Source organism: Mycolicibacterium llatzerense, assembly GCF_000878195.1.
In the GTDB taxonomy this organism is placed as follows: Bacteria; Actinomycetota; Actinomycetes; order Mycobacteriales; family Mycobacteriaceae; genus Mycobacterium; species Mycobacterium llatzerense.
On sequence record NZ_JXST01000061.1, the window covers coordinates 1 to 25,547 of the forward strand.

The following is a 25,547-nucleotide window of genomic DNA, read 5'->3' on the forward strand; positions in this document are numbered from 1 at the left end:
TGGGGTTGTTGGACCAGATCTGCCGCCACACATCGTCGGGGAACGCGATAAACGCCAGCAGGTCCTCGCGGGCATCGCCGAGGTGGTCAGCAACCTCGGGCAGTCTGCCTTCGGTGTAGTCCAAGAGCCGGTCGAACTGGGCATTGACAGCCTCGGCGGTGGGCTGGTCGTAGACGCTATGCAGCATCGCCTTCACGGCCGGCCACATCGACTTGGGGCACGCGGCCATGAGGTTTGCGGCGTAGTGGGTGCGACAGCGCTGCCAGGCGGCCCCGGGCAGGTTCGCCGCGATCGCCTCGATCAGCCCGGCGTGGGCATCGGAGGTCACCAGCCGGACTCCGCCCAGGCCACGGGCCACCAGGTCGGCGAAGAAGGTGTTCCACGAGGCCTTCGTCTCGCTGGTGGCGACTTGCATGCCCAGGACCTCGCGGTGGCCGTCACCGTTGACCCCGGTGGCCAGCAGCACCGAGGCTTTGACGACCTGCTTGTTCTCCCGGACCTTGATCGTCAGCGCATCGGCGGTGACGAACGTGAACGGTCCGGCCTCGTCCAGGCGCCGGTGCCGGAACGCCGCGACCTGCTCATCGAGGTCTTCGGCCATGCGGGAGACCTGGGACTTGGACAGCGAGTCGATGCCGAGAGTTTTGACCAGCTTGTCCATCCGGCGGGTGGAGACCCCGGCCAGGTAGCAGTCCGCCACGACGGTGATCAGCGCGGATTCGGCCCGCTTGCGACGCTCGAGCAGCCACTCGGGAAAGTAGGAGCCCGAGCGGAGCTTGGGGATGGCGACGTCGACGGTGCCGACCCGGGTATCCAGGGGCCGGTGGCGATAACCGTTGCGGTAGTTGGTGCGCTCTGACGAGCGGGCGTTCCACTCGGCGCCGCACACGGCGTCGGCGTCCGCGGACAGCAGGGCGTTGATCATGGTCTGCAGCAGCTCGCGCATCAGATCCGGTGACGCGTCGGTCAGGGCTTGGCTAAGCAGGCCTGCAGGGTCGACAATATGGGGTGCGGTCATCGTGATGACTCCGTTCGAGGATTCGGTAGAAGGTTGACTCGAAGGATCACACGGTGGCCGCTCTACATCCGTACACAACACGGAATCGCAGACGATCTCGGCCACCGAGTTACACCACTCTATGGGGCACTACTAGCACGCGTCAGTGAGTTCCGGTTGGAATGAGCTCCACCGTCTCGTTCGGCGCGACCTAGTGCGCGCCCGGGTGACCACCACTCGCCAGTGAGACCGCCGCGAAACGTCCGTAGACCACCGCCACCGCCACTTACCCGCGAAAGTCACAATCACAACCCTGCATAGCCACAGGATTTCACGCCAGCCACCACACCGGGCTCCTGCCACGAGGATTGTGCAGCAGTCTCCTAGTAAGCGGGGTGGTCCAGCTCGTCGAGCACGCGCTGGGCGATGCGGTAGGCCGCGTTGGCATCGGGCACGCCGCAGTAGATCGCCGTCTGGAGCAGCAACTCTTTGATCTCGTCGTTGGTCAGCCCATTGGTACGCGCGGCCCGCACGTGCATGGCCAGCTCCTCGTGATGGCCGCGGGCCACCAGGGCGGTCAGCGTGATGAGTGAGCGGCTGCGCCGGTCAAGACCCGGACGCGTCCACACCGACCCCCAGGCGTACTGGGTGATGAAATCCTGGAAGTCGGCGGTCAGATCGGTGATCGCCGCGGTCGCGCGGTCGACATGGGCGTCGCCCAGGACCGCCCGGCGCACCGCCATGCCGGCGTCGCGCACCCCGGCGACGGTCGTGGGAGCGGCAACCGCCTGCCCCGCGTTCGCGTGATCGCGGATGAGTTGGCCGACCTCGGACGGTTGCTCGGCCGGGGGCAGGTGCGCGACGCCGTCGAGGACGACGAGCCGCCCGTTCCGGACTCCGGAGGCGATAGCCGCGAGATCGGCCGGCGGAGTGGGGACGTCGAGCAGACCCGACACCGCCAGCACTCGCGGTTCGATCTCGCCGAGGCGGTCACGGACGTCGAAGCCCGCCAGCGCCTCGCACACCAGCGCATAGCCCTCGTCGTCGGCGTCCCGCAGGTCGTGCAGCAGGGCTGCGCCGATCTCCGGCTCCCGCTCCAGGAATCCGGGTGCGAACCAACGCTGGGCCGACCCTTCGATCATCGACGGGGTGCCCGACGCGCGCACGGACGTGGCCCGTGTCCGCCAGGCATCCGGCTCGCCGATCCGTGCGCCCGTCGACAGCAGGACAGCGGAGTCGATGCGCGCGGGTGCGTCCAGCAGCAGCTGCAGCCCGACGGCGCCTCCCACCGAGTCGCCCGCGTAGGTGAAAGTGCTGGCGAACGTGTCGCGCTGGGCCACCACGTCGTCGACCATCTCGAGGACACCGGCGGCCAGCTCGGCCATCGTGAACGGCTCGGCCGAACCGACATTGGATCCGTGCCCGGGCAGGTCCCACGCGAGGACCTCGAAGCGATCGGTGAGGCCGGCGGCGCAGCGCGCCCACAGTGACTGAGCCGACGTGCCCAACGAGGGCCCGAGGACGAGCAGGGGCATGGCGGGTGAACCGCCGAGCTGGACGGCTGTGATGCGAGGGACGGTCACTCGTTCTCCTCCAAGAAGGTCTGGGCCCGCTCCACGGCGCCCACGATGAGGTCCTCGGAGAACCCGCGGTAGGTGGTCGGGTCGGAATCGGCGGTCTTGTCCAGCAGCCCGGCGATCGTGCGGCGCTCGGCCAGCACGCTGTCGGTCGACCGGTCGAGCGTCGCGCGCATGCGCTCGGCGTCCACGTGCAGACCTTGCAGCAGCTCGGTGGTCTGGGACGCGGCGACGACGCTGCGTCGACCGAGCATGTGCAGGGTCGACCACTCGACGTGCCACGCGCCGTCCGGGCGCTGGTCGCCCGCGGTGGCGGAGGCGAGGTGCATCGTCGCGGCCAGAGCGGGGGCTCCCAGGGCTGCGCGGCGCACCAGTACGGAAAGAATCGGGTTGTTCTTGTGCGGCATCGTCGACGAGCCACCGCGGCCCTCGGCCGTCGGCTCGGCCAGCTCGCCGATCTCGGTCCGCGCCAGCGTCGCGACATCGGTCGCGACGTGTCCCCAGGCGTCCGTGCACGAGACCAGCGCGTCGGACGTCCGGGTGACCGTCGCCCGCGAGGTGTGCCACGGGCGGAGTTCCCGTAGCCCCAGGGCCGCGGCGGTGCTGGCGACCAGGTCGGCGCTGGTCCCCTGGGGATCCTCGTGCCCCCGCAGGTTCGCCAGCTCGGTGGCCGCCGACAGAGTGCCGACCGCCCCGCCGAGCTGCACCGGCAGGAGGGAGCGGGCGTCCTGGACCAGATCGGCGGCGTCGACCAGGCCGTCGAGCCAGCCTGCGGCGACGGCGCCGAACGTCGTGGGGACGGCGTGCTGGGTCAGGGTGCGACCGACCATCGGCGTGTCGGCGTGCTGCGCGGCGAGGCGTGAGAGCGCGGTCACCTGGGCGCGCAGCTCGTCGATCAGGCGATCGAGCGCATCGCGCAGCGCGAGCATGAGGGCGGTATCGAGGACGTCCTGGCTGGTGAGCCCGCGGTGCAGCCAGGTGGCGGCGGGCTGCGGCGCCCGCGAGCGGAGCAGGCCGACGAGCGGGACGACGGGGTTGCCGCTGCCCTCGGCTGCCGCCGCGATGTGCGGCAGGTCGTCGACGGTGACGAGCGGGGCGAGGTCGGTGGCGGCGGCGGACGGCGCGAGCCCGGAGGCCACGAGAGCGTCCAGCCACGCGGACTCCACCCTGACCATGGCGGCGAGCAACGCCTCAGCACTCATCAGGTCGCCGGCGCGCTCGTCGCCGGGCCAGAACAGGTCGGTCATGGCGTTCAGTGTGCCGCCCCGTGGCCCGGGAACGTCAGGAAGACGGTCTCGCCCTGGCCCTGCAGACGGATGTCGAACGCATGTCCCTGCGCATCGGCCTCCGCGACCAGCGTCGCGCGACGGTCCGGCTCGAGGCTGCTGAGAAGGGGGTCCGCAGCGAGGGCGGCCTCGTGTCCCGGCAGATATGCGCGTGTGAAGAGCCGATCGAGCAGGCCACGCGCGAACACCGTGAGCGCGAAGAACGGTGCGCCCCCGTCGACCCCACCCGGCGCGATCGTCGAGAACGAGTAGTGGCCGGCGTTGTCGGTCGACGACCGGCCCCAGCCCGTGAACGTCCAACCGTCGCGGCGCAACGAGCCCGGCTGCTGGACGATCGCGCCGGACGCGTCCGCCTGCCAGAGCTCGACCAGCGCGTCGGGGACCGGCGCACCAGAACCGTCGAGCACGCGGCCGTGGAACCGGATCGCACCCGGGCTGCTCGCAGGCACCAGTTCGGAGTCGCCGTCATAGGGGAGTGCGTAGTGGAAGAACGGGCCCACCGTCTGGCCGGGCGTGGGGTGCAGGCGGGGGCTCATGCGTGGTCCTTGTCGTCGTTGTTCTCGGTCCAGGTGCGGTGGGCTCCGGTGAGCACGATGTCCCACCGGTAGCCGGTCGACCACTCGGGTCGCGTCAGGTCATGGTCGTAGCGGGCGACGAGGCGGTCACGGGAGCCCTGGTCGGTGATCGACTGGTAGATCGGGTCCAGCGCGAACAGGGGATCGCCCGGGAAGTACATCTGCGTGACGATGCGCTGCGTGAACTCGGTGCCAAACAGGGAGAAGTGCACGTGGGCGGGACGCCACGCATTGCGGTGGTTCCGCCACGGGTACGGACCCGGTTTGATCGTCTGGAATGAGTAGCTACCGTCCGCACCGGTCAGGCACCGCCCGGCGCCGGTGAAGTTCGGGTCGAGCGGCGCAGGGTGCTGATCACGCTGGTGGATGTAGCGTCCTCCGGCGTTGGCCTGCCAGATCTCGACCAGCTGGCCCGCGACCGGGCGTCCGTCGCCGTCCACGACCCGGCCGGAGATCGTGATGCGCTCGCCGATCGGCTCGCCCGAGCGCTGAATCGTCAGATCGGCCTCGAGTGGATCGACGTCCCGGTGGCTGAAGCACGGAGACCACAACTCGACGCCTTCCGGATCGACCTGGTGCAGATCCTTGGTCGGATGCCGCAGGAGGCTGCTGCGGTACGGGGAGTAGTCGAGGCGGGGCCTGATAGCGGACGGGTCGGTGCCGGCGGACAGGTCGGCGATCTCGGCGCTGATCTCGGCTTGGGTCGATAGGTCAGGAGTGCTCACCAGCCCGACGGTAGGTGGCCGGGGCGTACGCTTCGAGCTATATCGTTCACTGAGTGAAAGAGGGCGACGATGGCCGGCAACACCTCCGACCCGGGAGCCAGTGTCGCCTCGCGCCTGCTGACCGTTCTCGGCGCCTTTGACGATGAGCACCGGGCGATGACGCTGAGCCAGATTGCGCGTCGGGCGGGTCTACCGCTGCCGACCACTCACCGATTGGTGGCCGAACTGGCCACCTGGGGCGGCTTGGTGCGGCGGCCGACCGGCGAGTACGTGGTGGGTCGCCGGATCTGGGAGCTCGCACTACTGGCGCCGACCCAGACCGGCCTGCGCCAGATCGCTGAGCCGTTCCTCCACGACGTGTACGGCGCGACGCTGGCCACCGTGCACCTCGCGGTGCGCGAGGGCGCCGAGGTGTTGTACCTCGACCGGCTGTCCGGCACGGCGTCCGTCCCGATCGTCAGCACCGTCGGCTCCCGACTGCCGCTGCACTGCACGGCGGTTGGGAAGGTGCTGCTCGCGCACGCGCCCGACGACGTGCTCGCCGAGACGCTCGGCTCGTTGACCCGGATGACGCCGTTCACGGTGACCCAGCCCGGGCTCCTGCGACAGCAGCTGGCTCGGGTGCGGCGCCATGGGTATGCGACAACGGTCGAGGAGATGTCCCTCGGGGCGTGCTCGGTGGCCGTCCCCGTGCTTCGAGACACCGCGGTCGTCGCATCCCTGGGTCTTGTGGTTCCCCGCTTGACGAGGGACAGGACCCGCCTCGCCGGAGTCCTCCAGGCCGCGGCGTTCGGTATCGGCCGGGAACTGGCGTCAGGCGGGTGATGGGAAGGAGATCTGACGCGGGCTAGAGGGACACAGGGGCCGACGCTGACCCATCTAGACCGATGTCCGGCGAAGTCGTACTTGAGGCATGAGAATTCAAAAAATCGAACCCCACGGAATCCGGGGCACACCAATGTGCCCATCAAACCCGGGGCACACCAATGTGCCCATCAAACCCGGGGCACTTCAGAAGCGGTATTGCTCGCACCACAGCCTTGACCTGGAAGGGCAGGAATGCCAGCCATGAACTTTTTACCGCCCTGCCCACGGGTGCGTAAGCGCAGCGTGCCGGAGATGGATGCGGCATCGGATGCCCCGGTGGCAGGTCACAGCGCGTGAGACATCCGGGCCGTGGATTCGCCGCTTTGGCTGTGGCCGTACTGGTGACTGTCTTAACAAACATGCCGGTGTTTCTCCTTGGGGCGCTGGCCACGGAGATCACCGCAACAATCCGCGTCCCGGCCTACGGGATCGGCCTGGCGGTAGGGGTCTACTGGGCTGCGGCCGCCCTCACCTCCGCGTGCACCGGTGTGATTGGTCGTGTGCTCAGCGAGAAAGGCATGGGCATCGCCGCCTTGCTTCTGGCGGTCGTGAGCCTGACCGGCAGCGCGTCCTGGATCTCTGCGTGGCCGTGGCTAATTGTATGGGCATCCCTGGGGGGACTCGGGAACGGTCTCGGGCACCCTTCCTCCAACCACTTGCTCGTCACGCACATCCCAGCCGCCTCGTGCGGGCTGGCCTTCGGGGTGAAACAGGCCGCGGTCCCTGTGACGGGGTTGGTCGCCGGCGTTTCGATCCCGTTGGTTGCGTTGACTCTGGGATGGTCCATGGCCTTCCTGCTGATGGCTGTACTGGGCATGCTCGTACTGGTCCCCGTGGCCCGGACCCGGACCATGCCGGTCGTTATGGGTACGACCCGGCCGGCGGGGCAATGGGATACCCAGATGCGTTCGGCGTTGGTGCTGATGGCCGCGATGACGATGTTCGCGGGCGGTGCCGTTACGTCCGCCGTGGCCTTTGCCGTGATCGGCGCGCTGGAGCGGGGGATTGCAGTCGGCCCGGCTGGTGTGATTCTGGCCGTCGGCAGCGCCTTAGGAGCCGCGACCCGTATCGTCATTGGCGGAGTCGTCGATCGAGGCGGCGTGTCAGCACTTTCTCTGATCCAGACAGCACTCATCGTCTGCGCCGTCGGGCTTTCACTCATGGCGATCCCCACCACCTGGAGCTACGTGGTAGGTGTCCTGCTAGCGGTGGGCCTGGGGTGGGGGTGGCCAGGTCTGGTGCACTTCCTCATCTCGCACATGGCGCCTGGGGCCACCGCAGCGGCCACCGGCATTGTCCAGACCGGCACGTACATCGGCAATACCATCGGCCCCGTGCTCACCGGGGTGGCCCTTAGCCCCGCTGATTCACGGGCCGGTGTGACTGCTGCTGTCGGGTGACGGCGGGATCGATTTCGTGGGTGGGCGTGCGTGTGTGCCGGCTGGCGCTGCCGGTGGGCGGGTCCCCGGGTGGTGATGTCGTGGGCGGGCATGTGAGGTCAGGCTGGTTTGGGGATCGCGGCGATCGTGTTGAACACAGCGACGATCGCGACGGCCCAGGGCCATGTTTCCGGGATCTTCACTTTTCGCCGTCGGCCGCTGCGGACCAGCCGGGCTGCCACGTGAAGGAAGCGGTAGCGCAGTGCCTTGGGCTCGCACAACGCCAGGACTGCGGCCTCGCCGGTGCAAGCGAGCATCCGCGTCCAGGCAACGAGGTCCGCTGCGATCATCACCGCGACGAGCCAGGCCTGGTTGAGCGCGAACCCCCGCGAAGGTAGCCGCCCGAGCCCGGTGTCCTTGGCGTGGCGTATCCGGTCCTCGACCCGGGCGTGAGCCCGATGCCTGGCCTCGAGGAATTGCAGCTGACCCGTGGCGGTGGTGTTGGTGACAAAAGCCTGGTAGCGCCATCCATCGATCTCCTCGAACATCGACAACTGAGCACCCGGATGGGGCCGCTCGCGGCGCACGATCACCCGCATCCCGTCTGGCCACTTGGCGAGCATCCGTTGGGAGAGGAATCCGGTCAGCTCCGCGATGTCGGCCCCGTCACGAATGTCCCCGTTGGGGTTGAGCGCTGGTCCCCACGCGGCTTCGGGGCAGGTCGCGATGGCCCGGCGAATCGGGGCAGTGATGGAGAAGCCGACCGAGTACTCCACCTGTCGACCACGGACGCGGTTCTGCTCGGTGATCCAGTCGATCAGGTCGTGGGAGGCGCCGGCACCGTCGGAGCGGATCAGCAGATCACGCCGATGACTGGCGGGGATCTGCGCGATTGCCTGGCCCAGGACGTCGATGTGGTCGGCGGCGGTGTTGGACCCGGCGTTGCCTGGGCGCAAGCTCGCGGCGAGGAACTCTTCTGTGTTGTCGCACCACACGCCGATCGGGTGGTACCCGAACGTGCGCTTATACGTCGGCGCAGCAAGCTCCTTCTCGCTGTGAGTGACCACAATGGTGGCGTCCACATCGAGCACGACCGTCGATCCCAGATCCCGCCCCGCACACGCCGATGCGGGCACTCCGCCGGGCAGGTGGGACCACACGTGCCGCCGCGTGCGAGCCCGCGCCACCTGGATCTTCTTGCGCTTGCCGGCAGTGACCTCATCGAGCGTGCGCCACACCGTCGGCGCCGACGCCACTGGGCCCAGGGCGCCGGACTGGTGGCGCAGGACGCCGATGTCGGAGATGGACTCGCCGCCATCGGCGAGCATCACCGCGGTATCGATCAACACCCGGCCGCGATCGTGGATCGGGATGAACCGGCGGCGAGCCATGGCCCCTGACAGCTCGGCGGTCAGACCGACCTGATCAGCCAGAAGTCGAGGCACGATAGCCCCGGCATGCGAGACCACCCCGACACCATCTGCAGTAACGGACAGACCGGCCGACCACGAAGTACGCTTCACCTACCGAGTGCTTTCTGCTGGAGAACATGGAACCTTAGACAAGTCCCAGTTTCCCCTGTTCAGGAAGCACTTCGGTCTATTTTCGCCCAGCGATCCGCAGATTCCCATGAATCACCCGGGTTAGCCTCGGTAACTCGACACTGACCTGGGCGATGCTCGTCACTATGGCAACCGTCGCCGTGGTCATTTCCTTCTTCTTCGGGCTCCGACTGCGGAGAATCGACTCTCTGGAATCGCCGCTGGCCTGAGGTGGTCCTGTCCACAGCACCACCGTCACCGGCCGTCGAGATCCTTAAACGAGCAAGTTCTGGATTTCTTTGGCGGCTGTCTGGAGCATAGCTCCGAGTTCTGTGCGGAGTTGTTCAGTCATGCGGTGAGCGGGCACGGATACATTGATCCCGTAGTATCCTCCGCTCGGGCTGGTGATGGGAACAGCGACTGACATGACGCCGTCTTCGCTTTCTTCCTGGCTCGTTGAGTACCCGGTTTGCCGAATCGTTTCGAGGGCACGCTCCAGATCGGAACGGGAAATGATAGATCCCTTGGTGAGACCCGGGAGCTCCTCATACGGGTACAGGGCATGCAGTTGTTCCGTGGTGAGTAGGCTCAGCATTGCTTTGCCCGTTGCAGTGCAGTTGGCAGGAAGCATCGCACCTTGACGTGAGGCAACGCGGACGGCACGTTGGCTTTCGATGGCCTCCAGAAAGTGTGCGTTCGAGCCTTTGAGCTCGGCAAAGTGCACCGTCTCTCCGGTTGCCTCGAATACCCTTTCCATTGCTGGACGAATTAGCGTTCCGATGTCGACGTGGCGCCGTATGGCGAAGGCGATGGAGCTGAGTGCTTGTCCGGGTTCGTACGCTTTGGTCTGAGGGTTCTGCCGTACGAAACCTCGGTAGAGGAGCATCCCCATGAGGCGATGGGCCGTAGATGACGCCACTCCGAGGTACTTGCTGGCATCGGTGAGCCGGATGCTCGGCCGAGTCTCGAAGAGCAGCAACAATCGGAGTGCGTTGTCGACGGATTCGATGGGGTACTGCGGAGGAGGGCCGTATCTGGAGTCGTCCTCCGCCCGTGATGCGGACATGAGCTTCATGTTACTGACCGGGGGTTCAGTCTCTGTCCGGCTAGGGCGCAGGCCATCAACGAGGCTCACCAAGTCGTGCGAGTTCATGTCTCCAAGCAGTCTCTGTGTTGAATGCTCCTCCGAGGTCGGGCAGTTCGGCCATATCGGCGTCGGGCAGATCGACGAGGTGCCCACCAGCCGAAGTCACTTGCAGTGCCAACCCGGACAGGCCGTCCACGCTGATGGCCTGGAGAACTGCTTGCTCGACGGTTTCGGCCGCGCTGGTGAGGCCGTGGCCCCGCAGCACAACAACGGGCCTTGTTCCCATAGCATCGGCCATTTCGGTGGCGAGCCGACGGTCGCGGATGAGTACTCCGCGGGGATAGACGGGCACCCCGTTGGCGGCGAGGCGGGCTCCGGGAATGTCGTACGCCCCTACGATGGGGCGTACTGCAAGCCCTGCCAGGTCGGCGGCAACCACTCGCGGGGGATGGGCGTGAACGACAGCCCGGATGTCTGGGCGGCGCCGGAAGAGCTCGGTGTGCAGCGGCAGTTCGTTGGGGACCGTGTATCCGCCCGCGAGCTCGCCGTCGGCGGCGGGATTGCCGTCGAGGTCCACCATGCGGATGTCTTCGGCTTGCGTATACGCCAGTCCGCGTTCGTACGGGCCGCGACAGCGCACCAGCAATGTGCTGTCGGTAATTTTCAGGCTGATGTGACCCAAGATTCCATCTGCAAGGCCCCGATGGGCCAAGACCCGGCAGGCGAGGGCGATACGTTCCCGGCTGACGCTCTCGGTCTGGGGCAGCAAGTTTCCGGGTGTCATGACGCCCTCCTCGGCGGTGGCTCCAACTGGGGTTCGAGCTTGGCGCGCAGATCCTGCACCGTGATGCCCCTGGCCATGCCCAGACGGCAGGCAATGAGGGCTTTGGGCCAGTTCACGATGGCTGCGCCCCGGACGGTGGTGCCGTCGATGGTGTAGAGGGCGGCGAACTTGCCGTGGACCTGCGGGTGTCCGATGAGGACGTGGTCGACATTGCCTCCGACGCGTCCCACGACCTGGATCTTCCAGTCGTGCTGGTCGCTCCACACGTATTCAATGGGCGTGTAGGCGCGCGGCTGTTCCGGATGGATGATGTTGTAGGCCACGCAGGCGGCCTGTTCCACCGCGTTAGTCCAGTGCTCGGTCCTGACGTCCTCGCCGTGCTTCTGGTGGCGCCAGCGGGCTACGTCGCCGACGGCGTACACGTTCGCAGCGTCGAGGGCTTGACAGTACTCGTTGAGCACGACCCCGTTGTCCACCAGCAGGCCGGATGCGCTAAGCCAGGAGTCATTGGGGATGACGCCAATACCGATCAGCACGGTGGCCGCCTGAACGCTCTCACCGTTGGTCAGGTGGAGGGAGAAGTTGCCCTCCTCGCCTTCGATAGCTTCCACTCCGGTGCCGAACATGGTGTCGACCCCGTTGTCCTGGTGAAGGTCTGCGAACCACTGGCCGATCTCAGGGTTAAAGAGGCGGCTCATGGGCACGGGCACCGGGTCGATGACGGTGACCTCCAATCCCAGGCCGCGGGCGGTGGCTGCCGCTTCGGCGCCGATGAACCCTGCCCCGATAACGGCCAGCGCCCCACCCCGGAGAAGGTCCCCACGTAGTTCGCGGGCGTCCTCAAGGGTGCGCAGCACGTGAATCCCTGGAGACTGGCCCCAGGGAGAGGGCCGGGGTGATGCTCCGGTGGCAATGACGAGGTTGTCGTAGCGAAGGGGGTCATGCCCTTCAAGCTTCAGCAGGTTCTCGGCGACGTCCAGATCGACAGCGCGGTGCCCCAGCAAGAGTTGGATGTCCTCGGCATCGGCCTGCTCCTGTGTCAGCAGCCGGATAGAGTCCTCGTCGGCGGATCCCGCAAGAACGGATTTCGACAATGGCGGCTTATCGTAGGGAAGTTCGGTCTCTTCTCCCACGAGGATGATCTCCCCCTTATAGCCTTCCAGCCGGAGGGACTGCGCGGTGCGCACCCCGGCAATGGAGGACCCGACGACGACGACGGTGCCCGGGCTCATGCGTCCTCTACCACCAGTGCGGAGACCGGGCAGCTGCGCGCGGCTTCGGTGACGCGGGCGCGGTCGGCTTCGGGGACTTCGGTCTGGAGCAGCACGACGATCCCGTCGTCGTCCAGGTCGAAGTAGTCAGAGGCTCCGACGACGCAGTTCGCGTATCCCTGACAGGCCTGCAGATCGGCTTTTACAACGGGCATGGTCGAACTCCTTAGCTTGAGACGGTGGTGCTCTGGCGGTTGGGGTGTTTATTCGTCTTCGGCCACGAGCGGCCCGAAAGGGTGTCCGATCATGGCCGAGAACGTGGCCGGGGCCTGCCAGGTCAGGGACTCCAGTTCCAGCGGACAGAGCGTTACCCACTGGCCCGAACGAGGAGATTGAATCATCAGCCGCGAACCGTTGCGGGTCTCGATGCGGGTGACCTGGACCTCCGAGAACTCGTTAGCGATCACGATCGGCTTGCCGGTGACGTGCTCTTCGAGCCGGCGGCGTTCCTCGGTGGCCTGGATCGCCGCGAGGCGGTCTTCCTCCTCGCCTTCCCATTCCAGTTTCACAGGAAGATCGCCAGGTTCTGCATGCGGATGACCGACTCGTCGACCATGATGGTGCGACGGGCCAGCTCCCACCCGGACCCGGATGAGGTACGGCGGAGGAGATCCTCGCGTCCTGCCGAGACAGTGGAGGACTCCCCGACGTCACCACGGCTGCGGAAGAGAAGAACCGCCGAGTCCACGATGATCTCTTGCGGGTCGGGGGTGCGGAAGGTGCGCACGTTGGTGATGTAGTGGCGCAGCCGTGATGGGGGGTCTTCGGTCCACGCGTGCTCGGTGGCGAAGCGTGCCACGCGGCGACTGAGCGAGTACTTGTTCTCGTCCCAGTGCGCCATCCCCGGTGAGGTGGAGTATCCGGCGCCCAGGGCAGTGGTGACGCGGACGGGCATGAGATAGTGCACGTCATCGGCGATCCGGGAGAGCCACTCGTCGTAGTCCTGGGCGTCCAACAGGTACGCCTCATCGACCAGCCAACGATGCGCCTCCAGGTGAAGTTCATCGTTGAAAGGCAGGGTCTGCCCCGTCCGCTGAGTACGCGGGGCGTGGGCTCCCAGCGCCGATTGTTCGGACAGCGTCAAGTTCTCGTTCTCGTGTGCCGTTCCAACACTCATGATCAGACCTCCTCGTGAAGGGTTGCTGCGGGCGCGGTCTCTGCGCTGCCGCAGGCCGGGCGGGCGGGCCCCGATCCGGCGGCCGGTGGCGCTTGCACCGGGTCCGAGCCCACGTGCACCTGCGCTGCGGCTTCTACCGGACGTTCGAGGTGATCGGCCCACCGGCGCAACAACTCCCGCTGGTTGTACTCGCTGTAGCCGACACGGGTGGCGCCGGGTCCCGAGTATTCCTCGGGGGACAGGGCCTCGACGACGTTCTCGCCGTTCTCGAGCATGCCCATCCGGCTGTTGAGCAGCAGACGCCGTGCCATGGAGCCGGCGGCAGTATTGGTGAGGGACACCCAGTTCTCGACGTCGTCCTGCTCGAACATGCCGCCACTGCCGAAGCACATGAGATACGCCTTGTAGGAAAGCGCTTTGTACTCCTCCGGCGCGTTCTTGTCGACGGCGAACCACGAGAGGACTTCCGTCTCGTTCTCGCTGATCGGCTGCCACACGCGGATAGAGATGAAGGGGAGCACCTCGTCGGAGCCCTCTTCGACCCGCGGCCAGTTATGGACGAAGCTCATGTTCGGGAACAGTGAGGCCGCCGAGATCATGAACCCGTCCTTGCCGACCACGTCGAGCTGCTCCTGGGTCCACTGCTCCTTCATCCGGGCGATCATCTCGTCCGGGTAGCCCACGTAGCGCAGGCGCTCCTCCAGGCCACCTTCGGGCAGCTTGTAAGTGGTGCCGCCACCGTTGCCAGCCCAGTACGTGGTGCCGTCCTTGCGCTTCTCCGCCTTGGGCTCGCGGAAGAGGCCGATCTCCACCACCGAGGTGTGGGTCTGGGGCGTGTGGTACATGTCCCCGGCGAAGTTCTCGGCCCCGATCTTCCAGTTCGCCTTGACCCGCCAACGCTGAGGGCCACGCAGCTCGATGCCGTCCGCGCTCTGCTTCGTGTAGTAGTCCAGGTAGAACTTGAAGTCCCCCAGGAACTCCTCCAGGGGCTCGGCATCCGGGTCCATGCTGATGAAGATCAGACCGTTGTACGTGGCCAGCGAGGGAGCAGGCAACAAGGTCTGGCCCTTCTTCTTGAAGCCTTCCTCCCCGCCGTATGCCTCCTTGTGAAACGGCAGGCCAACGAGGCGCCCGTCATTGCGGTAAGACCAACCGTGGTACGGGCAACGGAAGTGGGAGGCATTGCCCATCTCCGCCCGGCACACCTGCATGCCCCGGTGGAGGCACATGTTGAACAGGGCCCGGACCTGGCCCTGTTCGTCCCGAGAGATAATGAACGAGTCCTCGAGGACCCTGCGGACCACGTAGTCACCAGCCTCGGGGACCTCCGACTCGTGGGCGACGAACAGCCAGCTGCGGCTGAAGAGACGTTCCTTCTCGAGTTCGAAGAGCTCTTTGTCGTTGTAGATATGTGCAGGGATCATGCCCCGCCGTACGTCCTCGAGGACGCCGTGATGGTCTGCCATGGGAGAGCTCCTTCTCGATCATCGATCAGTCAGTCTGTAGAGCAGAGGTCCACTCTGTCGTGAAGAGGTTTCCGCATTTTGTGATCTACGTCAACCCCTCCCACTCTTCGTGCCAGGTACGGGTGGGTGCGGCAAGGGTCAGTGGCCGTTTTCGGGGGAGTCGGAGTCGCGGGCGGCGTTCTCTCCGCGGTCCAGCCTCGCCAGGGCGGCCATTTCCTCGGCAGTCAGGGAGAAATCGAACACCGAGATGTTCTCGACCAGCCATGCGGGTTTGGCGGCCTGCGGGATCGGGACGATTCCTTGCTGGACGTGCCAGCGGAGCAGAACCTGCGCCGGACTCTTTGCTGTCCGTTGCGCGATCTGCACCACGATGGGGTGGTCACGCAGTCCCGATTCGCGACCAATAGGGCTCCAGGCCTCGGTAATGATGCCCAGGTCCTGGTGCACTGCCCGCGGGGGTAGCCGTGCGAGATCGGGGCTGAGCTGGATCTGGTTCACGTCAGGAACCACGCCGGTCGCGGCAATGACCTTCTCCAAATGGTCCGGCTTGAAATTGGAGACACCGATCGCTTTGACACGGCCTTCGTCCAAGAGCTTGACGAGGCCTCTCCATGCCTCGGTGTACTGGTCCAAGGCCGGCACGGGCCAGTGGCACATGAACATGTCCAGGTAGTCCAGGCCCAAGGCTTGGAGACTGCGGTCGTAGGCCCTCTGCACACCGTCGACGCTGTGGGACTCCTTGTTGAACTTGCTGGAGACGAACAGCTCTTCACGCGCAACGCCGGCAGTGCGGACACCGCGTCCCACCGCGTCTTCATTGCGGTACTGGAACGCGGTGTCGACGAGCCGGTAGCCGCTTTGAATGGCGTAGCGGACGGCCGTCTCGCACTCTTCCCCCACCAGTGGCCAGGTGCCCAGGCCCAGATGCGGAATGCTATGCCCGTGCCGCAGTCGGAGCCTCGGGACCGTTGCGGGGTCATCGCTCGGATGGGTTTTCGTCGTCATGGACAGCCTCTCGTCGAAACGTCTTGCTTTCTTGTCACCGGAGGCAAATAGCGCGAGCCTCGGGGTCTGTGTCGGTCAGTCGACATCTTTGTTGGATCTCCAGGTGGTTGCAGCTGGGGTGATGATGAGCAGGCCCGCGGCCAGCAGGGCCGCGGTCACCGGAACGAGGGTGACCAGCCCGGCCATGCCCAGCGGTGAGAGGAAGAGCGCCGTGGCGCGGAAAGTGCCCGTCTGTGGCAGCTCTGCTCTGTCTCCCACGCCCTCTTCCACAACGACTGTGTGGAATCCGTAGGAGCACGCGTCCACAGCGGTGGCGCGGATGCATCCGCTGGTCGTGCATCCGAGGAGGATCACCGTGTCCACGCCCCGGGAGATCAGACGAGCTGCCAGATCGGTACCGAAGAAACAGGACGCGTACTTTTTGACCAGCAGCATCTCGTTCTCGCGACGACCCAGTCGCTCATCCAGCTCCACCCACTCGTTTCCCTCCATCAGCCAGCTGTTGGAAGGGATCTTGCGGATCCACTTGCCGGCCTCCTGAAGGTCCGCATCGTAGGCGACCGTCGAGAAGATCACGGGCACGTCGGCATCGCGTGCGTCTGCAAGCAGTTGTTGGGTGGCCTGCAACTGAGAGTCGAGTTCGCCGGCCAGGGGGGATCTGGTGTCGGTGAACCCCCGGATCAGGTCGATGACCAGCAGCGCTGGCCGCTGCCCGAAGCCGGTCCGGCCGCCCAAACCTTTGGCTCGGAAATCTGCTCGAAGAGAGTTCACAAAGGCGGTCGCCCGCATTCCGTGACGATCGAGCGATTCGATCATCCGCTAGATCCCCACCCGCATTCCATAGTCTCGCCACCCATAGTTGAGGGGGTCCGGGGTCAGCCCAGCTGTTCCGGCAAAAATTGATGTCGACGGCTTGTCGACCGGATAGTGTTCCACCGCGACGCCCGCGTAGAAGGCGACCTTCTTCCCGCCCGGCCACTCGAATCGTGGACGCTCAGTAATCGGTGAATAGTCGTAAAGCGAGTTGTGCATTAGATTCCAGCTTCCTCTTCGAAGTTGTTTGTATCAGACATCTGGTCTTTCGAGCACGAAAGACCGACGAAGGGTTCTGCTAAAGCGAGATGAACGCACCAACCGCGGCGTTGAACTTTTCGCGCTGGTCACTGAACACGTGATGACCAGCGTTGTTGATGAGATAGAGCGAGCTATCCAGGGTGTTGGCAGCGATCAGATCGAAGAGCCCCTTACCCATCGACACCGGCGCCGATCGATCATTGACTCCCCACACAACCAGCGTCGGCACCGGGATTCCTGCGTCGGCAAGCCGTTCCTGAACCCAGCGCCTGCCCTCGCTGAGGCTAGGCAACCAGTGCTCCTCCGCATTGCGTGCATATCCGGCGACAGCGTCGAGCTGCTTTTCGCTCTCGAGCCACTTTGTGGCGATCCCGATGTAGTCCTCGGGCAGATCTCCCTCATTAACCGCCTGGGCAGCATGATAGTGACGGATCAACTCGGCCGAACCTCCGGGGGCAGTCCTTTCGACTCGCTCGTAGAAGTCCATGTCGGTTCCGACGGGCGGCGCCGGTGCCGCAGTCGCACTGCTGATGATGACCAGCTTCTTTACCATCTCAGGGTACTTCAACGCGAGAAGGACCGCCGTCATGCCGCCGCGCGAGTGACCCACCAGGGTCAGGTTCTTGAGCCCCAACTGAGTTGCAAAGTTCGCAACGTGTTCGGCGACCGCGTCGACAGTCCAGTCTTCGTCATTCAGCGGGAGACCAGTCTCGCCCTGACCGAGTTTGTCGACCGCGAGGACACGGCCGTACTCGCCGAAATCCTCTAGAACGTTGCCCCAGGATTCGATTCCGACCGGTATGAAGAACCCGAAATGCCCCCCATGGATGAGGAGGATCGGATCCTTGTCCTGGCCGTCGTCGAAATAACGCGTCTGAACCCCTTTCACATCGACGGTATGGAACTTCTGGGTGATTGAAGAGCTTGGCACGGATAACGCCTTTCTGTGCACGATAACGATTGAACAATTCATCGCAGTTCGACCCCTACCGACGTGGTAGTTCTGGCCAGTAGAAATCTCTTCTGCGTGTGCCTGAAAGCTACGCGCCTCCGCATCGACTGTCAATAGAAAGGGCCCTTCCGGATTCAGAGTGCATTGATCCGATCCTGAAGCTGTCCGGAGTGGATCAGTGACCGCAAGATGTAGTGCTTGAGGTTGCGGAAGCCCAGGGCGATTCCGCCGGTTGCGTGAAGTACGCGCTGCACGAGGCGACCGGGGACTCGACCGATCTCGTGATGATCGAGCGGTGGGAATCACTCGAGGCGCTCGGCGCGCACAGCAAGGCGCCGGCGCTCGCCGAGCTCGGCAAGGCCCTCGGCCCCCTGCTCGCCGGACCGCTCGACGTGAAGACCTTCACCGCGGTCCCCGCCGGCGATCCCGCCAAGGGCGCGATCTAGGACACCCTAGCCTCTCCGCCCTGATCCGTGGCGGTGTTGCATCCGCGGGCGACGGCATGCTAAACCGTATAACGATCGTTAGATAAGTGATGGGCGCCATGCCGTGCCCGGTCACGTTCGCGACGACACACGGCGCCCGCCTGCGACGTGTCTCGGCCGCGACCGCCGACATCACACTCGAGAGGAACCCATGCCCGTAGCGGCAGTCGTCGACCCCAACCGCCCCACGGTCGGCACGCCCGGAACCGGCGCGTCCGGGTCGGGGCCCGTCGGACCGCTCGCCCCCGTCACCGCCGCCGACCGTGGCTGAGGCAGGCAAGGACGCCGCACCACGGCGGTTCACGATCGACACCGAGGGCGTGGACTGGCGACGGCGCGAACCCGTCCCGCTCCCGCCCACCCTCGTGGCCGCCAAGCGCGCGTTCTACGAGCGCGGCTTCCACGGAACCTCCATCCGCGACATCGCGTCGCGCGCCGGCGTCTCCCTGCCGACCCTCTACTACCACCACGACAACAAGCTCGGCATTCTCGTCGAACTCCTCGAAGCGGCGATGACCTCGGTCCTCGCCTGGGTGGGAGCCGCCATCGAGGCCGGCGACACGCCGTCGGAGAAGCTCTCCAACGCCATCGAATCCATCGTCCTGCACATGACGAGCGACCTCGAACTGGCAAGCGTCGCACACGAATTCCGCCATCTCGCAGCCGACGACCCGCGCCGCGAGAACTACGTCGCGATGCGCACGGAGACCGAGAACATGCTCGCCGAGGTCATCGAGGCGGGCCGCGAGTCGGGCGAGTTCCGGTTCGACGAGGACATCAAGGACGTGCTGCGGTACCTGTTCGGCGCCTGCCAGGCGGTCACGACCTGGTACCGCCCTTCCGGTGCCCGCACCCCCGCCGAGGTCGCCCGGTCCTACGCACTGATCTCGCTGCGTGTCGTGGGCGCGCAGAACGTCGACCACCTCGGCGACACCCAGACCACCGACAACGACTCCAACGACAGCAACCGAAGCCTGAAGGAAAGGAAGCAGCCATGAAACGCGCCATCTTCGAAGAAGAGCACGAAGCCCTCCGGGAAACCGCTCGCCAGTTCCTGATCCGTGAGTGCCTGCCGCACAACGAGGAATGGACCGCAGCGGGCATCGTCGACCGCGAGGTCTACAAGAAGGCCGGCGACGCCGGTCTCCTCGGCTTCAACATCCCCGAGGAGTACGGCGGCGGCGGCGCGATGAACGACTTCCGCTTCAACGCGGTCGTCGTCGAGGAGTTCGCCAAGTTCGACGGCGCATCGCCCGGCCTGAGCCTCCAGAACGACGTCGTCGCACCGTATTTCGTGCACCTCGCCAACGAAGAGCAGAAGAAGCGCTGGATGCCGGGCATCGCCACGGGCGAGACCATCCTCGCCGTCGCGATGACCGAGCCGGGCGCCGGCTCCGACCTCGCCGGCATCAAGACCTCAGCGAAGCTCGAGGGCGACCACTACGTCCTCAACGGCAACAAGACCTTCATCTCCTCGGGCATCAACGCCGACCTCGTGGTGGTCGTCTGCCGCACCAACCCGGATCCCGCGGCCGGTCACAAGGCGTTCTCGCTGCTGGTCGTCGAGCGCGGCATGGAGGGCTTCGAGCGCGGCCGCAAGCTCGACAAGATGGGCCTGCGCGCACAGGACACCGCCGAGCTGCACTTCAACAACGTGCGCGTGCCGGTCGAGAACCTGCTCGGCCAGGAGGGCATGGGCTTCTACCACCTCATGCAGAACCTCCCCTCCGAGCGCCTGTCGATCGGCATCGGCGCCATCGCCGGCGCCCGCGCGGTCTTCGAGGAGACCGTCCAGTACTGCAAGGACCGCAAGGCATTCGGCCGCCCGATCGGCACCTTCCAGGCCAACCGCTTCACCATCGCCGAGATGGCCACCGAGCTCGACATCGCCGAGATCTACATCGACCGCTGCCTACAGGGCGTGCTCGACGGTGAGCTCGACGCCGTCGACGCGTCCAAGAACAAGTGGTGGTGCACCGAGCTCGCCAAGCGCGTCATCGACAGCTGCCTGCAGTTGCACGGCGGCTACGGCTACATGAACGAGTACCGGGTCGCCCGCGCCTACAAGGATGCCCGCATCCAGACGATCTTCGGCGGCACCACCGAGATCATGAAGGACATCGTGGGCAAGAGCCTCGGCTTCTGACCCGCTCTCTCACGGGGTTCACGAAAGGGCCGTCGGTTCACGCGAAATGCGTGGGCCGGCGGCCCTTGTCGTTCAGGAATGCTCCGCTGCCGCCGCCGCGATCTGCTCGACGACCCGCTCGACCACGGTGCGCGACCTGGGCCTCGACAGCGCCTCGTAGACGCGGGCGGCCCGAACCCCTTTGAGTTCCAGGCGTTTCACCGCCGGGTGCCGCACCGCGAAGCGCGGCATCAGAGCGATACCGTGCCCGCCGGCGACGAGCGCCTCGATGGTGGTGAAGTCGAGCATCCGCTGCGTCACCCTCGGCGCGACCCCGGTCACCGCCGAGATCGACTGCAGCACATCGTCGACGGGGAATCCGCCCTCGACGCTGATCCAGTCGTGCTCGGCGAGTTCGGACACCGTGACCCGATCCGACGCGCCCAACGGGCTGTCGAGGGGCACGATGACGTCGACCGGTTCGCGCATCAGCTCGGTGACCCGCACCCGCGAGTGGTTGACCGCGGGAGTCCGCTCGTCGCGGTGGGTCACCACGATGTCGAAGTCCGCGAGCGCCGGCGCGGCGTCGGCATAACCGACGTCGAGGTGGAACGCGTCCACCTCGATTCCCGAGTGCGGCCCGATCGAGGACGCTGGGCAGCAGCAGGGTCGACCCGGACGGGAACATCGCCAGCCGCACGCGGGCCTTGCCCGACCGGTACGACGCCATCTCCTCCTGCGCACGTTCCACCGCTGCGATGACCTCGTCTGCCCGCAGCACCAGGGCATGCCCGGCCTCGGTGAGCCGCAGGCCACGGCCGTCGGGTTCGAACAGCGGCACTCCCGCCTCGTCGGCGAGCACCTTCATCTGCTGCGAGACCGCCGAGGGCGTCATGTGCAGCGCCTCGGCGACCGCGCCGATGGACCCGCGGTCGGCGAACTCGCGCAGCAGACGCAGTCGGCGCACCTCCATGGAGGTCAAGGTACCCGGCGAACCCGCCAGGGGCCCTTTGTGCCAGAACAGCGCTGCGATCGTGCCGCTCGCTCGTGGCGCTGCGATCAGGGGCCGCGCCCGGGCTACGGTGTCGCGCGTTGTCTCCCGAGAGAGTGAGGACCGTGATGACGAGCGAGGCGTCGACCACCCCGCAGACGGCCCGGGTGGGCATGCGGGGCAGTATCGAGCCCTGGTTCAGCGCCTATGCACTCGCCGGGTTGCTCGTGAACGGCATTGTGCCGCTGCTCATCCCGCTGACCGTGACCTCACGGGGCACGGTGGCGGTCGCCGCCGCGCTCGCCGCGTTCTTCGGCGGCCAGCTCTTCGCGCCGGTGATCGGGAAGATCGCCGACCGCACCGGCGGACAGCGGACGATCTTTCTCGGGTCATTCCCCCTGATGGGTGTCGCGGCCATCGGGTTCGGCTTGTCCGACGGACTCCTCGGCTGGTGTGTCGCGGCCGTGGTCGCCGGTGCCACCGCGGGAGCCGTGCAGACCCTGGGCAGCGTGGTCATCACCGAGGGCCATCCGGAGGACGAGTGGGACGAGCGCATCGGATGGTTCCGCTTCGTGTTCGGCATGGGCCAGGTGTCGGGACTGGCGATCGGAGCGGTGTTCGCCGACGGCCATGTCCACACCGGCTGGTACGTCGCAGGTGTCGTGATCGTCTTCGGCACCCTGCTGGGCCGGCTACGCCTCCCCCACCTGGCGTCCGCAGGCTCCGACCCCGCCCGCCCCGACTCCGCACTGCCGACGCCGGGCGGCCTGCGTCGCGAACTGCGGGGACGGTTCGGCCGGTTCCTCGCGTCGTGGTTCCTGGCGATGACCGCCGTACAGACCTTCCTGAACGTGATGCCGCTGGTGATGAAGGACGCCTTCGCCGTGTCGTCGTCGCACACCGCGTCCTGGTACCTGCTGGCCTCGGTCGTCGGAGCCTGCCTGTATCCCGTGTGCGGGCGCCTCGCGGACCGGTACGGCTGCGGTTGGGTCCTGCGCACGGGTCTGCTGATCACGCTGACCGGCCTGGCGGTGATGACGGCCGCCTGGATCTGGCACCCGTCGGGAGACTCCTGGATCGGCATCGCCGGGCTCATACTGGTGGCGTTGGGCTACCCGTTCGACTACATCGGCGCGACCAAGATGGCCGCCGACCTCACCCTCGACGGCCAGGGGTCCGCGATGGGACTGTTCAACAGCGCGGTGGCCGCGGGCGCGATCGTCGGCGCGACGGTCCCGTCGTCCCTCGCCGCGAGGTTCGGCTACGGCTCGCTGCTGCCGCTGGCGGCCGGGCTGATCGTTGCCGCCCTGCTGGTCGGGTGGGGTGTTCTCGCGCGAGAGGCATACAAGCCGGCCTGAGTGCCCGGCCGGGCTGGACCCGCCGGACACAGCGCGGATTCGGAATCAACAGAACGGTCATGGAATGCCGGGGCGTCGGAAATGGTTGTGCCGACCATGGCATCACATGACGTAACCCTGGAAACCTTCGAAGAGACTGTCACGAAGGACGGCATCGTGCTGCTCGACTTCTGGGCGAGCTGGTGCGGTCCGTGCCGCATGTTCGGCCCGGTCTTTGAGAAGGCTTCCGAGGAACATTCCGACATCTTCTTCGGCAAGGTGGACACCGAGGAGCAGCAACAGCTCGCCGGCAGCCTGGGCATCCAGTCGATCCCGACCCTGATGGCGTTCCGCGACGGGATCCTGGTGTTCAACCAGCCGGGCGCGCTGCCCCCGGCCCAGCTCGAGGAACTCATCAGTGCGGTCGAGGGCCTCGACATGGACGACGTGCGCGCCAAGGTCGCCGCCGCTCAGCAACAGTGATGCCGCCGGAGCCGTCGCTGTAGGGCACCCATCTCTGTAGGAGAACTTCAGCAAGGCTTCGATTAAATTCGATTGTCCTTCATCGTCGTGACCTCGACGATGAAGGACATGTCCTCTCGTGACCGGTTGCTCGCGCTCGGCGTGGTGTTCTTGTGGGGACTCAACTTCGTGGCGATCCACCTCGCCCTCGAACACTTCCCTCCCCTGTTCCTCGCCGCCCTGCGCTTCGCCGTCATGGCGCTCCCGGTCATCGCCTTCGTCCGATTCCCGAAGGTCCGCCTGAAGTGGTTCCTGCTGTACGTGGCCGGATTCGGCACCGTGCAGTTCATCTGCCTCTTCCTGGCGATGGACCTCGGGATGCCGGCAGGCCTGGCCTCGTTGGTCCTGCAGACCTCGGCCCCCTTCACCGTCGTCCTCGGCGTGCTGTTCCTCCGTGAGCGGATGACGCTGCTCCAGGTCCTGGGGCTCCTCGTCGCCGTGGCCGGGATGGGCGTCATCGCCTGGGATCGCGCCACCGGCAGCGGCATCGGCGCGGCAGCGCTCATCCCGATCGGGCTGACCGTCCTCGGCGGATTGAGTTGGGCGATCGGCAACATCGGCGGCCGCCTCGCGCAGCCCGACGACTCGTTCCGCATGACCCTGTGGATGGCCGTCGTCGCGGGTCCGCCCCTCTATGTCGTGAGCCTCATCGTCGAGGGCCCGACCGCAGGCATCGACGCCCTCATGACCATCGGCACCGAGACGGGCCTGCGCGCGCTCGGCGGACTGATCTATCTCGCCGTCCTCGGCACGCTGGTGGGCGCGGGCCTGTGGACGCTCCTGCTCAGCCGCAACGACGCCAGCCGCGTCTCCCCGATGTCGCTGTTGGTGCCCGTCGTCGGCATCTCGGCGTCGTTCGTCTTCCTCGACGAGGTACCCACCGTCGGGGAGATCATCGGCGCGACCGTCGTCGTGGTCGGCTGCGCGGTCGGCGTGCCCCTGACCCCCGGTGCTCTCCGCTCCGTGTGTTCCGGTCCTGCGTGCCCCGACTCGGCCGACTGTTCCCCTACTGCGCGGCGGTGACGGCGTCGCGCACGGCCGCGCACATCCGGTCGACGGCCGCCCGCGCGTCGGGGCTGATGAGGGTCATGTTCGCGAAGCCGTGGATCAGCGAGCCCTCGCGCTGCACGGTGACCGGGACACCGGCCTCCTTCAGCCGCTCGGCGTAGGCCAGGCCCTCGTCACGCAGCGGGTCGAAGCCCGCGACGACGACGTGCGCCGGCGCCAGACCGCTCAGGTCGTCGGCCAGCAGCGGCGAGCACCGCGGGTCGGTGCGCTGGGCGAGGTCGGGGACGTAGTGGTCGTAGACCCACGTCATCCGCTCCTCGGTGAGGAAGAAGCCCGACGGGAACTCCCGGCGCGAGGCGCTCTTCTTCGACAGGTCCGTCACCGGGTAGATCAGCAGCTGCAGCAGCGGGGCGATGTCCTCGCCGCGCACCTCGCGCGCCAGCACGGTGGCGAGATTGCCCCCGGCGCTGTCCCCCGAGACGACGATGCGCCGCGGGTCGACGCCCCAGCGCGGCGCCGCGTCGACGACGAATCGCCACGCCGCGACCGCATCCTCCACCGCGGCCGGGAACGGGTTCTCCGGGGCCAGCCGGTATTCGACGGAGACGACGTCGAGGCCGGTGTCGTGCGCCAGGCGACGCACGAAGCCGTCGTGGCTGATGCGGCTGCCGATGACCCAGCCACCGCCGTGGAAGTAGAGGAGGATGCCTCGCGAGGAGGTCTTCGACCGGTACCTCGTGGCCCTCAGTTCGCCACCGGGGCCGTCGAAGACCAGGTCCTCCTCGGCCGCCATGGGCGGGAGGTCCTCGGCGAGGCCTGCGACCGAATCGTCGCTCTGCTTGCGGAACTCGGCGACGTCGTCGTTGCCCAGGTCGACGCCCGGCACGTGCTCGGCGGCCCAGCCCACGGCGAACATCTCGGGGGCGAGTCGCTCGCCGTCGGAGTTGGTGGGGGCCCACCGGCCGGCCAGTGCCAGGACACCCGGCGGGATCTTCGACGCCCCGCGCATGAGGCCGGCCTGGAGTCGAGCGGGCAGGGACAGTGTCTGATGCGTGTCGCGGCTCACATCCGCAGAGCCTACTTGCTGGTCGGCAGCCGGTCAAGTCCCGTGAGGTGGTGTACGACGTCGTCGCGTGATTCCTCGTCGGTGGGTCAGGCGGTCAAGGCCGGTGTCACCTCCTCGGTGTCTTCGGTGACGCTGTCGGTGGGCGTGTCGGTGCGGGAGCGGGCGAGTACGTCGAGTCCGAGGTAGCGGCGGCCTTCGATCCACTCGTCGTGCTGTTCGGCGAGCACCGCTCCGACAAGTCGGATCAGAGCGGTGCGGTCCGGGAAGATACCGACCACGTCGGTCCGACGGCGGATCTCCTTGTTGAGCC

26 protein-coding genes and 1 pseudogene are annotated in these 25,547 nt (G+C 66.6%); 8 read left to right on the plus strand and 19 right to left on the minus strand.

What is annotated here, in order from left to right:
- The 5 genes from TL10_RS27400 to pcaH form a co-directional block, all read right to left on the minus strand.
- On the minus strand, positions 1–1,018 hold a 1,018-nt coding region (locus tag TL10_RS27400), incomplete at its 3' end, for an IS256 family transposase (RefSeq protein WP_043988161.1).
- 362 nt (positions 1,019–1,380) lie between these two features.
- On the minus strand, positions 1,381–2,580 hold the full coding sequence (gene pcaDC, locus TL10_RS27405) for a bifunctional 3-oxoadipate enol-lactonase/4-carboxymuconolactone decarboxylase PcaDC (RefSeq protein WP_016895384.1): 1,200 nt from the start codon (positions 2,578–2,580) through the stop codon (positions 1,381–1,383).
- Positions 2,577–3,821 (minus strand): lyase family protein, encoded by a 1,245-nt coding sequence (locus TL10_RS27410; RefSeq protein ID WP_016895385.1) that lies wholly within the window; start codon positions 3,819–3,821, stop codon positions 2,577–2,579. Before TL10_RS27410 ends, pcaDC begins: the two co-directional genes overlap by 4 nt.
- Before the next feature lie 5 nt (positions 3,822–3,826).
- Entirely contained in the window at positions 3,827–4,396 is a 570-nt protein-coding gene (gene pcaG, locus TL10_RS27415; protein ID WP_006898355.1) for a protocatechuate 3,4-dioxygenase subunit alpha, read from the minus strand.
- On the minus strand, positions 4,393–5,160 hold the full coding sequence (gene pcaH, locus TL10_RS27420; RefSeq protein ID WP_006898356.1) for a protocatechuate 3,4-dioxygenase subunit beta: 768 nt from the start codon (positions 5,158–5,160) through the stop codon (positions 4,393–4,395). The genes pcaG and pcaH overlap by 4 nt, the downstream gene beginning before the upstream one ends.
- Positions 5,161–5,229: 69 nt before the next feature.
- Here pcaH and TL10_RS27425 point away from each other — a divergent pair, with 69 nt between their 5' ends.
- Both TL10_RS27425 and TL10_RS27430 read left to right on the plus strand, forming a co-directional pair.
- The gene (locus TL10_RS27425) at positions 5,230–5,985 is read left to right on the plus strand and encodes an IclR family transcriptional regulator (RefSeq protein WP_016895386.1); all 756 of its coding nucleotides are present in this window, start codon (positions 5,230–5,232) and stop codon (positions 5,983–5,985) included.
- A 383-nt stretch (positions 5,986–6,368) separates the two neighbouring features.
- Positions 6,369–7,427, plus strand: coding sequence for an MFS transporter (locus TL10_RS27430; RefSeq protein WP_327037082.1), 1,059 nt, complete (start codon positions 6,369–6,371; stop codon positions 7,425–7,427).
- A 98-nt stretch (positions 7,428–7,525) separates the two neighbouring features.
- Here the strand turns inward: TL10_RS27430 and TL10_RS27435 are convergent, their stop codons facing one another.
- The 11 genes from TL10_RS27435 to TL10_RS27485 all read right to left on the minus strand — a co-directional run bounded on the left by TL10_RS27435 (position 7,526) and on the right by TL10_RS27485 (position 17,682).
- Entirely contained in the window at positions 7,526–8,929 is a 1,404-nt protein-coding gene (locus TL10_RS27435) for an IS1380 family transposase (RefSeq protein ID WP_006897051.1), read from the minus strand.
- A gap of 292 nt (positions 8,930–9,221) precedes the next feature.
- Positions 9,222–10,022, minus strand: coding sequence for an IclR family transcriptional regulator (locus tag TL10_RS27440; protein WP_016895390.1), 801 nt, complete (start codon positions 10,020–10,022; stop codon positions 9,222–9,224).
- Positions 10,023–10,068: 46 nt separating this feature from the next.
- Positions 10,069–10,818: a 3,4-dihydroxyphthalate decarboxylase gene (phtC, locus tag TL10_RS27445; RefSeq protein WP_006897053.1), complete on the minus strand. Its 750-nt coding sequence runs from the start codon at positions 10,816–10,818 to the stop codon at positions 10,069–10,071.
- A complete protein-coding gene (locus TL10_RS27450; RefSeq protein WP_006897054.1) occupies positions 10,815–12,050 on the minus strand; it encodes an NAD(P)/FAD-dependent oxidoreductase in 1,236 nt (411 codons plus the stop codon). Before TL10_RS27450 ends, phtC begins: the two co-directional genes overlap by 4 nt.
- The gene (locus TL10_RS27455; protein WP_006897055.1) at positions 12,047–12,244 is read right to left on the minus strand and encodes a ferredoxin; all 198 of its coding nucleotides are present in this window, start codon (positions 12,242–12,244) and stop codon (positions 12,047–12,049) included. The genes TL10_RS27450 and TL10_RS27455 overlap by 4 nt, the downstream gene beginning before the upstream one ends.
- A 48-nt stretch (positions 12,245–12,292) precedes the next feature.
- Positions 12,293–12,598 (minus strand): hypothetical protein, encoded by a 306-nt coding sequence (locus TL10_RS27460; protein ID WP_006897056.1) that lies wholly within the window; start codon positions 12,596–12,598, stop codon positions 12,293–12,295.
- On the minus strand, positions 12,595–13,206 hold the full coding sequence (locus tag TL10_RS27465; RefSeq protein ID WP_006897057.1) for a 3-phenylpropionate/cinnamic acid dioxygenase subunit beta: 612 nt from the start codon (positions 13,204–13,206) through the stop codon (positions 12,595–12,597). The genes TL10_RS27460 and TL10_RS27465 overlap by 4 nt, the downstream gene beginning before the upstream one ends.
- Positions 13,207–13,208: 2 nt before the next feature.
- On the minus strand, positions 13,209–14,672 hold the full coding sequence (locus TL10_RS27470; protein ID WP_006897058.1) for an aromatic-ring-hydroxylating dioxygenase subunit alpha: 1,464 nt from the start codon (positions 14,670–14,672) through the stop codon (positions 13,209–13,211).
- Positions 14,673–14,810: 138 nt separating this feature from the next.
- Positions 14,811–15,677, minus strand: coding sequence for an aldo/keto reductase (locus TL10_RS27475; RefSeq protein WP_006897059.1), 867 nt, complete (start codon positions 15,675–15,677; stop codon positions 14,811–14,813).
- A 75-nt stretch (positions 15,678–15,752) separates the two neighbouring features.
- Entirely contained in the window at positions 15,753–16,493 is a 741-nt protein-coding gene (locus TL10_RS27480) for an N-carbamoylsarcosine amidohydrolase (protein WP_016895391.1), read from the minus strand.
- A gap of 295 nt (positions 16,494–16,788) precedes the next feature.
- Positions 16,789–17,682, minus strand: coding sequence for an alpha/beta fold hydrolase (locus TL10_RS27485; protein WP_016895393.1), 894 nt, complete (start codon positions 17,680–17,682; stop codon positions 16,789–16,791).
- Positions 17,683–17,897: 215 nt separating this feature from the next.
- Here TL10_RS27485 and TL10_RS27490 point away from each other — a divergent pair, with 215 nt between their 5' ends.
- The 3 genes from TL10_RS27490 (at position 17,898) to TL10_RS27500 (ending at position 20,334) form a co-directional block, all read left to right on the plus strand.
- Positions 17,898–18,149, plus strand: coding sequence for a putative quinol monooxygenase (locus TL10_RS27490; protein WP_079261761.1), 252 nt, complete (start codon positions 17,898–17,900; stop codon positions 18,147–18,149).
- Between the two features lie 302 nt (positions 18,150–18,451).
- Positions 18,452–19,186 (plus strand): TetR/AcrR family transcriptional regulator, encoded by a 735-nt coding sequence (locus tag TL10_RS27495; RefSeq protein ID WP_016895397.1) that lies wholly within the window; start codon positions 18,452–18,454, stop codon positions 19,184–19,186.
- Positions 19,183–20,334, plus strand: a complete 1,152-nt coding sequence (locus TL10_RS27500; protein WP_006901625.1) for an acyl-CoA dehydrogenase family protein — start codon at positions 19,183–19,185, stop codon at positions 20,332–20,334. The genes TL10_RS27495 and TL10_RS27500 overlap by 4 nt, the downstream gene beginning before the upstream one ends.
- Before the next feature lie 72 nt (positions 20,335–20,406).
- Here the strand turns inward: TL10_RS27500 and TL10_RS27505 are convergent.
- Positions 20,407–21,286, minus strand: a pseudogene (locus TL10_RS27505) (LysR family transcriptional regulator).
- Positions 21,287–21,432: 146 nt separating this feature from the next.
- Here TL10_RS27505 and TL10_RS27510 point away from each other — a divergent pair.
- The 3 genes from TL10_RS27510 (at position 21,433) to TL10_RS27520 (ending at position 24,186) form a co-directional block, all read left to right on the plus strand.
- A complete protein-coding gene (locus tag TL10_RS27510) occupies positions 21,433–22,662 on the plus strand; it encodes an MFS transporter (protein ID WP_016895399.1) in 1,230 nt (409 codons plus the stop codon).
- A gap of 96 nt (positions 22,663–22,758) precedes the next feature.
- A complete protein-coding gene (gene trxA / locus TL10_RS27515) occupies positions 22,759–23,124 on the plus strand; it encodes a thioredoxin (protein WP_006901628.1) in 366 nt (121 codons plus the stop codon).
- 108 nt (positions 23,125–23,232) lie between these two features.
- On the plus strand, positions 23,233–24,186 hold the full coding sequence (locus TL10_RS27520; protein WP_032703667.1) for an EamA family transporter: 954 nt from the start codon (positions 23,233–23,235) through the stop codon (positions 24,184–24,186).
- On the opposite strand, the gene TL10_RS27525 is transcribed toward TL10_RS27520, so the two are convergent.
- Positions 24,170–25,237 carry an alpha/beta hydrolase gene (locus TL10_RS27525; protein WP_016895402.1) on the minus strand — a complete coding sequence of 356 codons (1,068 nt, stop codon included), beginning with the start codon at positions 25,235–25,237 and terminating at the stop codon, positions 24,170–24,172. The genes TL10_RS27520 and TL10_RS27525 overlap by 17 nt on opposite strands.
- 86 nt (positions 25,238–25,323) lie before the next feature.
- Positions 25,324–25,547 (minus strand): transposase (locus TL10_RS27530; protein WP_043988160.1); only part of this gene is annotated, 224 nt, incomplete at its 5' end.